Raw genomic sequence first — 13,367 nt, 5'->3', positions numbered from 1 at the left:
CGGCCACGCCGGCGTTTGGGGCGCGGGGTCCGGGGGCAGCGCGCCCGGCAAGGGCTGCTGCTCGCGGGCGGGGCGCTCGGGACGTACCTGCTGACCGGCTCCGCCGGCGGGTCCCCCGGGCCTGCCACCGCGCGGGGAACGGCCCCGCCGGTCCCCCCGGCGGCCCCTGCCGTCGCTCCGTGGCAGACCTCGCTGGGTGACCGGGCCGCGGCGTGCTCCTGGCAGGCGGCGGCCCTCTACTGCTCGGGCGCGGGTCTCGCGGCCGCCCGGATCGACCCCGCCGACGGGACGGTGCTGTGGTCGGTGCGCTCCGCGCAGGGTGCCGCGAGGACCGACGCCCCGCTGTACGGCGGCGGGCTCGTCCTGACGGCGCCGGCGGGCGGCCGGGTGCTCCAGGCGCTGGATCCGGCGACGGGCGCGGAACGGTGGCGGCACGCGCTGCCGTCCGGCGCGAAGGCCGTGCCCGCCGGGGACCGGGTCGTGGTGACGGGGGCGGACGGGAAGGCCACCGCGCTGGACGCGGCCACCGGGGCGGTGCGGTGGACCAAGGACATCGGCGGGGTCGGCTCCGTCTGGTGCGCGGGGCCCGCGGAGGCGGACGGCGCGGCCGTCGCCCTCTACGTCTCCACGCCGGCCGGGGACGGGAAGTCGACGCAGGTCGCGGAGGTCGATCCGGCGAACGGGGCGCCGCGCGGGCAGGTGCGGGTGGCCGGGACGGTGGAGCCGTTCGCGGTGGCGGGCGGCAGCCTGCACCTGCTGGACAGCGACGCCGAATTGATGACCCACGCGGTCGTACGGATCGACCTGCGCTCCCGCGCGGTGCGCACGACGCGGCTGCTGGCCCCGCTGCTCCAGGCGCAGGCCGCGGCCGGGCCGGACGGGGAGGTGTACGTCTTCGGCACCTCGGGGGCGCTGGCCGCCGTGGGCCCGGAACGGGAGGAGTGGCGGCTGGAGACCGGCGTCAGCGCGGCCTCGCGTCCGGTGTCGGGCGACGGCCTGGTGTACCTCAGCGCGCTGGACGGGCGGCTGCTCGCCGTGGACACGGCGAGCAGGCGGCTCGCCGGGCAGACGAAGCCCCGTATGGGCAGCGGGAAGCAGGCGGCGAACCTGCCGGCGCCGGCGGCCGGGGGCGGGCGGGTGTACGCGTCGGCGCCGGACGGGAGCGTCTTCGCCGTGCCGGCGGGGGCTCCCGCCGGGTGGTGACGCGTACGGCAGCGGCCCCGCCCGGGGAATCGGGCGGGGCCGCTGCCGTACCGGGTCGGGCCGGGTCCGGAACTCCGGAACGGGGCCGTCAGGGAAGCAGGCTCACGTCGCGGACCGCGCCCCGGTCGGCGCTGGTCGCCATCGCGGCGTAGGCGCGCAGGGCCGCGGAGACCTTGCGCTCGCGGTTCTTCGGGGCGTAGACGCCGCCGAGGGCCGCGTGGCGGGCGGCCAGCGTGGCGTCGTCGACGAGGAGTTCGATGCCGCGGTTCGGGATGTCGATGCGGATCAGGTCGCCGTCCTCGACGACCGCGATGTTGCCGCCCGAGGCCGCCTCCGGGGAGGCGTGGCCGATGGACAGGCCGGACGTGCCGCCGGAGAAGCGGCCGTCCGTGACGAGGGCGCAGACCTTGCCGAGGCCGCGGCCCTTGAGGAAGGACGTCGGGTAGAGCATCTCCTGCATGCCGGGGCCGCCGCGCGGGCCCTCGTAGCGGATGACGACGACGTCGCCCGCCTTGATCTCCTTGCGGAGGATCTTGTCGACGGCCTCGTCCTGCGATTCGCAGACCACGGCCGGTCCCTCGAAGGTCCAGATCGACTCGTCGACGCCCGCGGTCTTCACGACGCAGCCGTCGGGCGCGATGTTGCCGCGCAGGACGGCGAGGCCGCCGTCCTTGGAGTACGCGTGCTGCACGGAGCGGATGCAGCCGCCCTCGGCGTCGAGGTCGAGGGTGTCCCAGCGCTCGGACTGGGAGAAGGCGGTCGCGGAGCGCACGCAGCCGGGGGCCGCGTGCCACAGCTCCATGGCCTCGGCCGAGGCCGTGCCGGAGCGGGGGTCCCACTTCGCCAGCCACTCCTCCAGGTTGGCGGAGTGGACGGAGTTGACGTCCTTGTTCAGGAGTCCGCCGCGGTGCAGCTCACCGAGGATGGCGGGCATTCCGCCGGCCCGGTGGACGTCCTCCATGTAGTACGTGCCGCCGGGCGCCACGTTCGGCGCGACCTTGGAGAGGCACGGGACCCGGCGGGAGATCTCGTCGATGTCCGTGAGGTCGTAGTCCAGCCCGGCCTCCTGCGCGGCGGCGAGGAGGTGGAGGATCGTGTTCGTGGAGCCGCCCATGGCGATGTCGAGGGCCATGGCGTTCTCGAAGGCCTGGCGGCTCGCGATGGAGCGGGGCAGGACCGAGTGGTCGTCCTGCTCGTAGTGGCGCTTGGTGATCTCGACGATCGTGCGGCCGGCCTCCTCGTACAGGGCGCGGCGGGCGGTGTGCGTCGCCAGGACCGAGCCGTTGCCGGGGAGGGCGAGGCCGATGGCCTCGGCGAGGCAGTTCATCGAGTTGGCGGTGAACATGCCGGAACAGCTGCCGCAGGTGGGACAGGCGTTCTCCTCGATGCGGAGCACGTCCTCGTCGGAGACGTTCTCGTTGGAGGCGTCGACCATCGCGTCGATCAGGTCGAGCTTGCGGACGGTGCCGTCCACGAGGGTGGCCTGGCCGGCCTCCATGGGGCCGCCGGAGACGAAGACGACCGGGATGTTGAGGCGCAGGGCGGCCATCAGCATGCCGGGGGTGATCTTGTCGCAGTTGGAGATGCAGATCAGCGCGTCGGCGCAGTGCGCCTCCACCATGTACTCGACCGAGTCCGCGATCAGGTCGCGGGAGGGCAGGGAGTACAGCATGCCGGCGTGGCCCATGGCGATGCCGTCGTCGACCGCGATGGTGTTGAACTCGCGGGGGACGGCGCCCGCGGCGAGGATCGCGTCGGAGACGATGCGGCCGACCGGGGCCAGGTGGGTGTGGCCGGGGACGAACTCGGTGAAGGAGTTCGCGACGGCGATGATCGGCTTCCCGATGTCCGCACTCGCTACGCCCGAGGCGCGCATCAGGGCACGTGCGCCCGCCATGTTGCGGCCGTGGGTGACGGTGCGGGACCTCAGCTCGGGCATCGGGTTCACTCCCCATGAGTGCGGTGGCGCGTGTACGCCTGCCGCGACTGTGGATATGGCTCGGTTACGAGGCTACGCCCCTCGCCCGCGATGTGGACAGCGCGTCCGGATGGCGGGACGGACGGTTCAGTACTCGGTCACGGGCGCGGTGTTTCTTCGGTCAGGTAGCGCTGGAGGGTCGGGGCCACCAGTTCGATGATGGTCTCCGGGTCCGCCGAGGCGAGGGGCTCGACCTGGACGACGTACCGCAGGATCGCGATGCCGACCATGTGGGAGGCGGCGAGCTCGGCGCGGAAGGTCGGGTCGGGGACGTCGAGGTCGGCGGCGATGCGCTCCAGGAGCCGGTGCAGGACGAGCCGGCGCAGCACCTTCGCGGCGGCCTCGTGGGTGAGGGCCGAGCGGATCACCGCGAGGAGCGGGGTCCGGGTGACCGGGTTCTCCCAGATGCCGAGGAAGTAGCGGGCCAGGCGTTCGCCGATGCCGTCGGGGCCCTCCGCGAGGAGCCCCGGGACGACGAGGGCGGGCTCCATGCTGAGCTCGATCGCGGCGGCGAAGAGGTCGTCCTTGCTGCCGAAGTAGTGGTGCACCAGCGCCGGGTCCACGCCGGCGGCCTTGGCGATCCCGCGCACGGAGGTCTTGTCGTAGCCGCGCGCCGCGAACTCGGAGCGGGCGGCGAGGCGGATGCGCTCCTGGGTCGGGCCCTTATACACATCTGACGCTGCCGGCGATCTACCCTGTTTAGATCTCGGTGGCGGCGAGCTTTATAGGGGACAGGTTCGGGGGCGTGGCTCTGCTACTCAAGGATGAGAACGCTCACCCATTGAATTGCTGGCGCAACTCTCGGTGAGATTGATACGCGGCCGATGTGAGCCCGCACATAGGACGCACATCACTTACGAAGTTGCCTAGTGGACACATAAAGAGCCTGTCAGTGCTGCTGCACCTAGCGCCGAGGCCGTCATTCCGGGCCCGGTGCCAGGCCGTGATCCACTAAGCGGGATCGTACGTCACACCTTTGCCACAAGTTTTTGCCGCCGCTAAGAATTGCTCTCGCCGCACAGCACCGCGGATCCCGGATCCCAACGGTGCTTTCCTGCGGCTCCCGCTATTCGAAGAGGTTGCTACGCATGTCCGAGACCAGCACTCCCGGCCACAGTCGTCGTCTGACGAAGGCGCACAAGCTTTCCCTCGCGGGTGTAGCCACCCTGGGGGCCGCCTCCCTCGCCTTCTCCCTCGTCCCGGCCGGCGCCGCTGAGACCGAGACGGTCGTGGCCACCGCCCCCGTCGCCTGGTCCAAGGTCGTCGACGGCGCGCAGACGCAGGCCGTGCAGGAGCACCTCACCGTTCAGCAGGTCGTCGCCGACAAGCAGGCCAAGGTCGCGAAGGACGCCGCCAAGGCCAAGGCCGAGGCGGACGCGAAGAAGGACCGCGCGCAGAAGGAGGCCGCGAGCCGCTCCGCCGCCCGCACCCCCGTCTTCGCGAACAACCTGGACGGCTGGATCAAGGAAGCCCTCTTCATCATGAAGAAGGAGGGCATTCCGGGCAGCTACGCCGGGATCCACAAGAACATCATGCGTGAGTCCAGCGGTAACCCGATGGCGATCAACAACTGGGACATCAACGCCCAGAACGGCATCCCCAGCAAGGGTCTGCTCCAGGTCATCGCCCCGACCTTCAAGGCGTACCACGTCAAGGGCACCAAGTTCGACCAGTACGACCCGGTCGCGAACATCGTCGCCGCGTGCAACTACGCCGCCGACCGCTACGGCTCCATGGACAACGTCAACAGCGCCTACTAGGCCGCTGCCGTCCTCCCAAGCCCCCCATGCGCCTCAGGGCGGCCCCGGTGTCCCGGGGCCGCCCTGAGGCGTTCGTGCGTGCCGTGCGCGCCCGTGGGCGTCCGTACGGCGGCGTCACGCGCTACTTGCGCATGACCTCGGGCTCGTGGCGGCGCAGCAGGCGCGCGACCAGGAAGCCGCAGGCGATGCCGAGCAGGACCAGGACGATGATGTCGAAGCTCCACTGGGCGACCGTGGCGTCCCAGAGCGGGTCGGTGTTCTCCGGGTGCTCCCGGTCCCACGGCGCCATGAGCTCGGTGAGGTGCAGCGTGGTGCCGGCGGCGGCGACGGCCCAGCGGGACGGCATCAGCCAGGCGGCCTGCTCCAGACCCGGGGAGTCGTAGAGCTGGAAGAGGACGCCCGTGAAGACGACCTGGACGATCGCGAACATGACCAGCAGCGGCATCGTCTTCTCGGAGGTCTTCACCAGCGAGGAGATGACCAGGCCGAACATCATCGACGTGAAGCCGAGCGCGGTGATCGACAGGCAGACCTCCACGGCCGGGGGCATGAACAGGCCCTCGGTCGGCAGATCGCGCGGGAAGAAGCCGATCCCGCAGATGATCACGCCCTGGACGGCCGTGATGACGCCGAGGACGATCACCTTCGACATCAGGTAGGCCGACCGGGACAGGCCGGTCGCGCGTTCCCGTTCGTAGATCACCCGTTCCTTGATCAGCTCGCGGACGGAGTTGGCGGCGCCCGAGAAGCACATGCCGACCGCGAGGATCAGCACGATCGTGCCCGCCGCGGTGTTGAAGCCGGTCGGCGGGGCCGCGAGGCCGAACTTCGCCGGGATGACCGTGGAGACCACGCCCAGGACCGCCGGGAGGATCAGCATCAGCCCGATGAAGCCCTTGTCGGACGCGATGACCGACACGTAGCGGCGGATCAGCGTCCAGAGCTGGGAGCCCCAGGCTTGCGGCTTCGGCGGCCGGGTCTGCTGCACGGCGGGCTGCACCGACTGCGGGGCGACCGCGTCGATGTCGGCCGCGTACAGCTGGTAGTGCTGCGAGCCCTTCCAGCGGCCGGCCCAGTCGTAGTCCCGGTAGCTCTCGAAGGCGGAGAACACATCGGCCCAGGTCGTGTAGCCGAAGAAGTTCAGCGCCTCGTCCGGCGGACCGAAGTACGCGACCGAGCCGCCCGGCGCCATGACCAGCAGCTTGTCGCAGATGGCCAGCTCGGCGACGGAGTGGGTGACCACGAGGACCGTGCGGCCGTCGTCGGCGAGGCCGCGCAGCAGCTGCATGACGTCGCGGTCCATGCCCGGGTCGAGGCCGGAGGTCGGCTCGTCCAGGAAGATCAGCGACGGCTTGGTCAGCAGCTCCAGGGCCACGGACACGCGCTTGCGCTGACCACCCGAGAGCGCGGTGATCTTCTTGTCCTTGTGGATGTCGAGCTTGAGCTCGCGCAGCACCTCGTCGATGCGGGCGGCGCGCTCGGACTCGGCGGTGTCGCCCGGGAAGCGGAGCTTGGCCGCGTACTTCAGGGCCGTGCGGACCCGCAGCTCCTTGTGCAGGATGTCGTCCTGCGGGACCAGGCCGATGCGCTGGCGGAGCTCCGCGAACTGCTTGTACAGGTTGCGGTTGTCGTAGAGGACGTCGCCCTCGTTGGCCGGCCGGTAGCCGGTCAGCGCCTTGAGCAGCGTCGACTTGCCCGAGCCGGACGGCCCGATGACGCCGATCAGCGACTTCTCCGGGACGCCGAAGGTGACGTCCTTGAGGATCTGCTTGCCGCCCTCGACCGTGACCGTGAGGTGGCGGGCCGAGAACGAGACGTCGCCGGTGTCGACGAACTCCTCGAGCCGGTCGCCGACGATCCGGAAGGTGGAGTGGCCGACGCCGACGATGTCGTTCGGGCCGAGCAGCGCCGTGCCGGACTTCGCCAGCGGCTGACCGTTGACGTAGGTGCCGTTGTGGCTGCCGAGGTCGCGGATCTCGAAGCGGCCGCCCGGCATCGAGTGGAACTCGGCGTGGTTGCGGGAGACCTGGAGGTCGGAGACCACCAGCTCGTTCTCCAGCGCACGGCCGATCCGGATGACGTGGCCCAGCGCGAGCTGGTGGAACGTCGTCGGGCTGCGGTGGTCGCCGTAGCCCGGGGCCCCGCCGCCGCCCTGCTGCTGCGGGAACGGCTGGGCCTGTGGCGCCTGCGGTGCCTGCTGGTGCGGTACCTGCTGCGGCTGCTGAGGCTGCTGCGGCGGCGCCTGGTGCTCCCAGGACTGCTGCGGCTGCTGGTGCTGCGGCTGCTGCGCGTACGCCTGCGCGGGCGACTGCTGCGCCACGGCCGGCTGCGGCGCCTGGGCGGCCGCGGCCGCGCCGGCGACGGGATTCAGCCGCGGCCCGTCGGTGGCGTTGCCGAGGTGCACCGGCGTGCCGGGGACGAGCTCGGCCTGCTGGACCCTCGCCCCGCGCACATACGTGCCGTTGGTGCTGCCGTGGTCTTCGATCCCCCAACCCCGCCCGTTCCAGGCGATGGTGGCGTGCCGCCACGACACCCGGGCGTCATCGATCACCACGTCTCCCTGGGGGTCGCGCCCCAGCGAGTACGACCTGGACGGATCGAGCGTCCAGGTCCTTCCATTCAATTCCAGTACGAGTTCCGGCACTCCAGCCCCACTTAAGTCCCCCGAGAATCCCCCATGACGTCTGGGAGTCTAGGGATGGCGAACATCCGGGGGAACTATTTCAGGCGCACGGCCACAAGGGGAATCCGGGCCGCCCGGCGGCGCCTCCGGGACCCCGGCGAGGGGGTCGAAAAGGTCCGGAGCGTGCGATTCCATGGCCGTGCTGAAGGGTTGGCGCCTCCTACGGAAGCTCCGCTGCAGCACCAACCGGATCACCGACATCGTGAAGGCCGTCCTCGTCCTCCACCACGCCTCAACATGAGGTTGGAAAAGGCTCAGTAGCTCCTCGACCCCGCGCAACGAGGTGTAAGGAATGCTCACCTGCGTGTTGGCCGTCGAGGCCGTCGTCACCACGGGTGAGGCCGCATGCGGTGCCTGGCGGCCTTGCCGAGCCGCGCTGCTCAGCGTCGGAAGGCCGGCCGGTGTCCAGCAGGTGCAGGCGGTACGACGCCCGGCTTCTTGGCCGAGCGGGCGGCGCTGGTGCGGAGGGGAAGCGGCCGGCGGCTGGAGCCGTGAGCGAGTTCGAAGGCGACGTCCTGGATCAGGGACGTGGGGGCGTGGGTGGAGAGGTGGATGGCCCATGTAGGACTGTCGACTGTATTCCCGCCCCAGATGGTCCAGGCCGGCAGGAGGTTGCCCTGCTTGACGTGGGTGTCGAAGCGGAGGCCTGCCCCGTCGTTCGTGGGCGCGGTCCAGTCGATCAGCCGGGCCCCGCACTTCAGGGGCCAGCCCGCGTCTTCCAGAGGGCGGGATGCGTGGGCGAGGTCCTTCTCCTCGATTGGGGTGGCGGCGCCCAGGCCCCAGGAGTCTTCGGTGCTGAGGCTGTCGAGGAGGACCCGCATGATCTCGACCGGCGTAGTGGGGGTGGCGGTGGCGTGCCAGAGGCGTTCGCCGACGGGTGACTCGTAGGCCGCGATCGTCCAAAGGCTGTCGCCGTGGGCTGCGCCGTGAAGGAACTCGACGCGCAGGGTGAGAGGTTCGTGGCTGGCGATGGTGAAGTCGTCACCCGCACGCCGCTGACCTGTGGAAATCGACTGTCGATCCCCCTGGCCTGCAACGATCAGCCTTTCCCGCCCTTTCGTCGTGCTGCCCATTGATACGGCCGATTCTCCCCAGCCACTCCCCAGCGGCGCTTCATTCTCCCCAGATTCTCCCCAGCGGACGCTGCCTCTGAACGAGGATTTCCGCTGGCGGGGACGTGATCGACCGTTCAGAGTCCGTGCTGGTCGAGAGTCGTCATCAGCTTCCGCTTGCGTTTCTGATCGGCGCGCAGGGCGGCCAGATAGGTGGCGAACTCGGCCTCGGTACCGAGCGTGCGGTGACAGGCGCGGGCGCTGAGCAGCAGTTCCGCCACGCGTTCGTAGGTGCTGTCGCCGGTCTGCTTGCGCAGTGGCTCGATCCAGCGCAGGTAGACGGTCAGCGCGTCGGCCGGTCGACGGTCACGGATCCGGTCGGCGAGGGCCAGCCACTGCCGCTGGTCCGCGTACCCGTCGGCGGCGGTCTGCCAGGCGGCTTCGAGGTCGGCGTCATCCATGAGCGCGTCGAGCAGCACCGAGCCGCCGTACCAGCGGCCCTTGTTCAGCTGGTCGGCGGCCTTCAGCACCTCCAAGGCGCCCGCGCGCTCGGAACCCTCCCAGGTCCCGGCCGCACGGGCGGCCGTACGAAGTTGCCGGTAGGCGGCCAGCGAGGGGCGGGCCCGCAGTAGGTCCCGGCGGATCGCGACCACGTCGGCCAGGCGGCCGGTCCGCGCGTACCGGTCGCAGACGAAGGTGACCAGCTCTTCGTCCGGACCCCAGTCGGACTCGGTCTCCCGCAGGCCGCGTTCGGCCCAGTCCAGGGCCTCTGCCGCGCGGCCCGCCGCCTCCAGCTCCTTGGCGATCACCAGGTGGGTGTGGCCGGTCGGGGCGAGGTCTGCCGCGTGGACGGCGACCAGTGCGTCCAGGCTGCCGCCGTCCGCCTTCAGGAGGCGCTCCATGAGGAACTTCTCCGCCGACCCCTTGGGGTTGGCCCGCCAGGCGGCCTCCACCAGTTCGCGAGCCCGGGCCATGCCCGGCTCACCCAGTACGTCCCGGTAGTCGAAGAGGTCCGTGTCAATGGCGTCGTTCGCGTCGTCCAGCAGATGGCGCACCAGCCATTCGGAGGTTTCCACGGGGTCGGGTCTGGCGTTCCGGCAGGCCTCCAGATGGGCCTCGGCCAGCCCGGTGGCGACGTCCCCGATCAGGCCGTCCGAGTCGTCGATCTCCCCGTACGTCCTGCCCAAGGTCCGGAGCGCCTCGCGGGCCACCTCCACCGCGTCCGCCGACCGGCCGCTCGCCGTCAGCGTGCGCAGGGCGGTGACCGCCTCCGCCGCCTGCCGCCCGTACGCGTGGGCATCGGCGTACTCGACGTAGCCGTGGCGGGCGAAGAGCCGGGTGTCGAGGAGGCTCAGGATGCGCTCGCGGACGATGCCGGCGTCCTCCCCGGCGGTGGCCGCGCGCAGCTCCAGGCGGCGGCGCAGGTCACGGTTGTCGGCGAGCTGTTCCCGTACCAGGGCAAGCAGCTCCTCCCGGGTCCGGGACTCCAGCCAGGAGTCCAGCAACCTGGTACGCGATGCGGCGGCCGACCGCTGCCGAGGCACGGCTTCGGCTTGCCCCAGGACGGTCAGGCCCACTGCCACGCAGTGCTTGCAGAAGTTCCCCTCCTGCCCGTACGGGCAGTCGCACCAGCCGGTGAGCCCGCCCTCCTCGTCCTCGGTCAGCTCGACCTCGTAGGCGTCGGTGCCGTCCACGGTCGCAGTGATCGCGGAGTCCCCGATCTCCAGCCGGGACACCGCGGACAGATAGCCGAACCCCCGCTCGAAGGAGCGCGCCCCCGCCAGCCGGCGCAGGTCTTCCTCGGTGAACCCCGGAGCATGTGTCACGGCATTCATTCAATCGGATCAGAACCTCTCACCGCTGGATACTCAGACAGTCCCGAGGCGCTACAGCGACGTGATCTCGCCCGCGCGGGCTCTTGTACGGGGTCCGTCGGTCTGCCGCACGCGGGTGGCGCGGCTTCGTGACCGTGCGGGCCACCACGCGCGGGTCCGCTGCGGCGATCGCGTCCGGCAGTTCTGTACGGCTGCGCAGTCCGAGGCGTTCCGCGAGGCCGGAGAGGATCGGCCGGCCTTCGCCGCCCGGCTCCAGGTGTCCGGGAGTCCGGCCGGTTCCATTCGTGCGCGCCGATCACTCCGAGCAGTTCACGCGGCGAGCCGATACCCGGCTCTGCCGGACGGGCCGTGCGCGTGGACGCATGCCCCCCCGCACCCCGGGCGCGCGGCGCAGCGGGATCGTCCAGTCGTCCTCGTACGGAATGGGCAGCATGCCCAGCAGCCGTGCCCTGCGCGCCTGTTCGCGGCGGTGCCGCCGGAAGGCCTCGGTCGGGCTCTGGAGAAGGGCCCGGTGCCTGCGCTCGGCGTGGCGGCTCAGGGAGGCGAGGAGCCCGGCGCGGAAGGGCGGTCGCCGCCCCAGAGCAGTGCGGTGCCCTTGCCGGCGACGGCTTCAAGCGCGTGGAAGCGCCGCTCTGGGATCGCTCGGGCGCGCCGCGGAACCGGGCTGTCGGGACGCCCTGTGTCAGTGGTCCTGAGGCCTGGTCTGCTGCGGGTTCTCCAGATATTCGGGGCAGTCGGGGTTGTGGCAGGGGCCCGGTCCCCATACGGGCACAAAGACTCCGAGCGTCTTGTGCCTTCTCTGGACGGCCGTGGGCACGGTGTGCTTGCAGACCGGGCACACAAGCGCCCCTTGTGGTCCGGTCTCATGCTCGGCTTTGCTCATTCTTTAACAATAGGCTCCACGGTGGGAAAATGGGGAGCGGACGGCGCATCGCTCGTCTTGCGGCGGCGTTCAGCTCGCCGGCCGGGGCGGATCGTCCGGCCCCTGCTCGCCCTCAGGAGGTGTGCCGCCGCCATCGAGCCCAGGGTTCTCGGTTGCCGTATCCGGCGGGGATGCCGCCTGCTCGTCGGCTGGGTGGGTTGGGGCCTGGCTCTTATACAAGTCGGACGGCCCCGCTCTGCCACGGCCGCGGCGACGCCGTCACCGTGCCCCCGCTGGCGGCCACGCCCGGGCCGTCCCGGTGGCTCGTGGCGCCCGACACCGGGCTGCCCTGGCTGCCCGGGCCGGAGGCCCTGCTGTGGGCGTTCGTCCGTGCCACCCGAGCTGCGGATATCGATTTTTCCGATCGCCGGTCGGGGTGCTAATGTCTTCCTCGTCACCAAGCGCCGCTAGCTCAGTTGGTTAGAGCAGCTGACTCTTAATCAGCGGGTCCGGGGTTCGAGTCCCTGGCGGCGCACAGACGGAGAAAGACCCCCACGGAAGTGGGGGTCTTTTTCTTGTGCCCGCGGGCGACCGGGCCGCGCGGCGGCCCCGGACGCCGCCTCGTTCTCGCCCGGTCTACGTGGTGATCTTCACCGTGTAGGCGCCCGACTGCGTGCGGTCCGCCACCTCGATCGTGATCCGCTCCCCCGGCACCGTGAACGTCTCCCCCACCTCCAGGGGCGCGTCCGCCAGCGGCGGGTACACCGAGCGGTCCCAGCACGCCTCGGTGTCCGGGTGCGCGTCCACGACCTCGATCGGCCCGCCGCCGGACGCCGCCTCGTTGCGGACGCGGTAGACGAGCACGCCCTCGGTGCACGTCTCCCCGTCGTTGCCGGCGGAGCCCCGCGCCTCGATCGCGATGACGCTTCCGGCGCCCGTACGGACCACCGCGAGCCGGGTGCCGCCCGTACCGCCCCGGGGCGGGGCCTCGGACAGCGGCTGGAGGGTGTGCAGGGAGGAGCCCGAGGGCACGCAGTCGACCTGGGAGGCGTCCAGCCAGCCCAGCTTCCACTTCTGCCAGGCGAAGAGGTCCGGGGCCATGCCGAACTGGCTGCCCATGACGTCCCAGTCGCCCACGTAGGTGTCCCAGTCGCCCTTGCCGTCCGTCGGCCGGTGGTAGAGGTCGGGCAGGTCGAAGACGTGCCCGGTCTCGTGCGCCAGCACGTTGCGGTCCGGCGGGTGCTTCTCGAAGACGGTCACGATGCGGCGCAGTTCCGTGCCGTCCGCGCTGATCGGGCGGTCGAAGTTGACGACCTTGGTGGCGTCCGAGTCGACCCCGGGGGCCTCCGGGTCGGCGACGAAGTACACGACGTCGTACCGGGCGAAGTCCACTTCGGGGTCGGCCGCGGCGACGGCGTCGCGCAGGTAGGCGGCCCGGTCCGCGGGAGCCCAGTCGCGCTGTATCCCGTAGGCGGTGGACGGCTTCGGCATCTTGGTCCAGCGCTTCTGCGGGTGCGGCGCCAGCCGGAACCGGCCGTACGAGGCCTGCTCGAAGAACTCGCTGGTCGCCGGGAAGTAGTCGCCCGTGAGCTGCTCGGTGGTGAGGGTGGTGCGGTGGTCCGGGAAGGAGAGGAAGACCATGACCGCGTTCAGGGTGCGCTCGGGCTTGGGGTAGGCACCGTTCCAGCTGTCCAGGCCCAGGGAGTGGTGGGCCGCGGTGCGGGTCAGCGCACAGGGTCCGGCTCCGGGTGCGGCGACCGCCGGGCCCGCGACGAGCGACATGGCGGCGAGCGCCGAGAGGGAGGTGAGCGCCGCCGCCGCGGTCCGCATGTGGGAGCGGTCCACTCCCCCGGGTGTCTGCTGTCGCGGCACATCGACCTCCGGTGGTGGATTGATCCCTCTTCATCCACCTTGGGGCGATTGTCTGATTAATGCCTGTTCCGCTGCCCCACACGAGTGAGGACTAGGGCAAGCCGGTGACGCGGGGGTTCACG

8 protein-coding genes, 1 tRNA gene and 2 pseudogenes are annotated in these 13,367 nt (G+C 71.1%); 5 read left to right on the top strand and 6 right to left on the bottom strand.

Annotated elements, in window-relative coordinates; translation table 11 throughout:
• The first annotated feature begins 15 nt into the window (after nt 1-15).
• Nucleotides 16-1,203, top strand: coding sequence for a PQQ-binding-like beta-propeller repeat protein (locus DRB96_RS40285; protein WP_112452820.1), 1,188 nt, complete (start codon nt 16-18; stop codon nt 1,201-1,203).
• Between the two features lie 88 nt (nt 1,204-1,291).
• On the opposite strand, the gene ilvD is transcribed toward DRB96_RS40285, so the two are convergent.
• Entirely contained in the window at nt 1,292-3,142 is a 1,851-nt protein-coding gene (gene ilvD, locus DRB96_RS40280; RefSeq protein ID WP_112452819.1) for a dihydroxy-acid dehydratase, read from the bottom strand.
• Between the two features lie 137 nt (nt 3,143-3,279).
• On the bottom strand, nt 3,280-3,852 hold the full coding sequence (locus DRB96_RS40275) for a TetR family transcriptional regulator (protein WP_112452818.1): 573 nt from the start codon (nt 3,850-3,852) through the stop codon (nt 3,280-3,282).
• Between the two features lie 417 nt (nt 3,853-4,269).
• Between DRB96_RS40275 and DRB96_RS40270 the strand changes: the two genes are divergently transcribed.
• The gene (locus tag DRB96_RS40270; protein ID WP_112452817.1) at nt 4,270-4,941 is read left to right on the top strand and encodes a transglycosylase SLT domain-containing protein; all 672 of its coding nucleotides are present in this window, start codon (nt 4,270-4,272) and stop codon (nt 4,939-4,941) included.
• Between the two features lie 121 nt (nt 4,942-5,062).
• Here DRB96_RS40270 and DRB96_RS40265 read toward each other — a convergent pair whose 3' ends face one another.
• Nucleotides 5,063-7,585 (bottom strand): FHA domain-containing protein, encoded by a 2,523-nt coding sequence (locus tag DRB96_RS40265; protein ID WP_204357939.1) that lies wholly within the window; start codon nt 7,583-7,585, stop codon nt 5,063-5,065.
• Nucleotides 7,586-7,754: 169 nt separating this feature from the next.
• On the opposite strand from DRB96_RS40265, the pseudogene DRB96_RS40260 reads away from it, so the two are divergent.
• Nucleotides 7,755-7,865 (top strand): annotated as a pseudogene (locus DRB96_RS40260) (IS5/IS1182 family transposase); the annotation flags it as partial.
• A 139-nt stretch (nt 7,866-8,004) separates the two neighbouring features.
• On the opposite strand, the gene DRB96_RS40255 reads toward DRB96_RS40260, so the two are convergent.
• Together DRB96_RS40255 and DRB96_RS40250 are read right to left on the bottom strand one after the other, a co-directional pair.
• Entirely contained in the window at nt 8,005-8,697 is a 693-nt protein-coding gene (locus DRB96_RS40255) for a DUF317 domain-containing protein (protein WP_112452815.1), read from the bottom strand.
• Nucleotides 8,698-8,813: 116 nt separating this feature from the next.
• Nucleotides 8,814-10,502, bottom strand: a complete 1,689-nt coding sequence (locus tag DRB96_RS40250) for an SWIM zinc finger family protein (protein WP_239516310.1) — start codon at nt 10,500-10,502, stop codon at nt 8,814-8,816.
• A gap of 1,122 nt (nt 10,503-11,624) precedes the next feature.
• Between DRB96_RS40250 and DRB96_RS45565 the strand changes: the two are divergent.
• Nucleotides 11,625-11,844, top strand: a pseudogene (locus tag DRB96_RS45565) (hypothetical protein); the annotation flags it as partial.
• Nucleotides 11,835-11,908, top strand: a tRNA-Lys gene (locus DRB96_RS40230). The pseudogene DRB96_RS45565 and the gene DRB96_RS40230, both read left to right, overlap by 10 nt.
• Before the next feature lie 101 nt (nt 11,909-12,009).
• Here the strand turns inward: DRB96_RS40230 and DRB96_RS40225 are convergent.
• The gene (locus DRB96_RS40225) at nt 12,010-13,245 is read right to left on the bottom strand and encodes a M6 family metalloprotease domain-containing protein (protein WP_112452812.1); all 1,236 of its coding nucleotides are present in this window, start codon (nt 13,243-13,245) and stop codon (nt 12,010-12,012) included.
• Between the last annotated feature and the right edge of the window lie 122 nt (nt 13,246-13,367).

Source organism: Streptomyces sp. ICC1, assembly GCF_003287935.1.
Taxonomy (GTDB): domain Bacteria; phylum Actinomycetota; class Actinomycetes; order Streptomycetales; family Streptomycetaceae; genus Streptomyces; species Streptomyces tritrimontium.
Note: the sequence above shows the minus strand (reverse complement) of the source record. Positions and strands in the feature narration are given on the sequence as shown.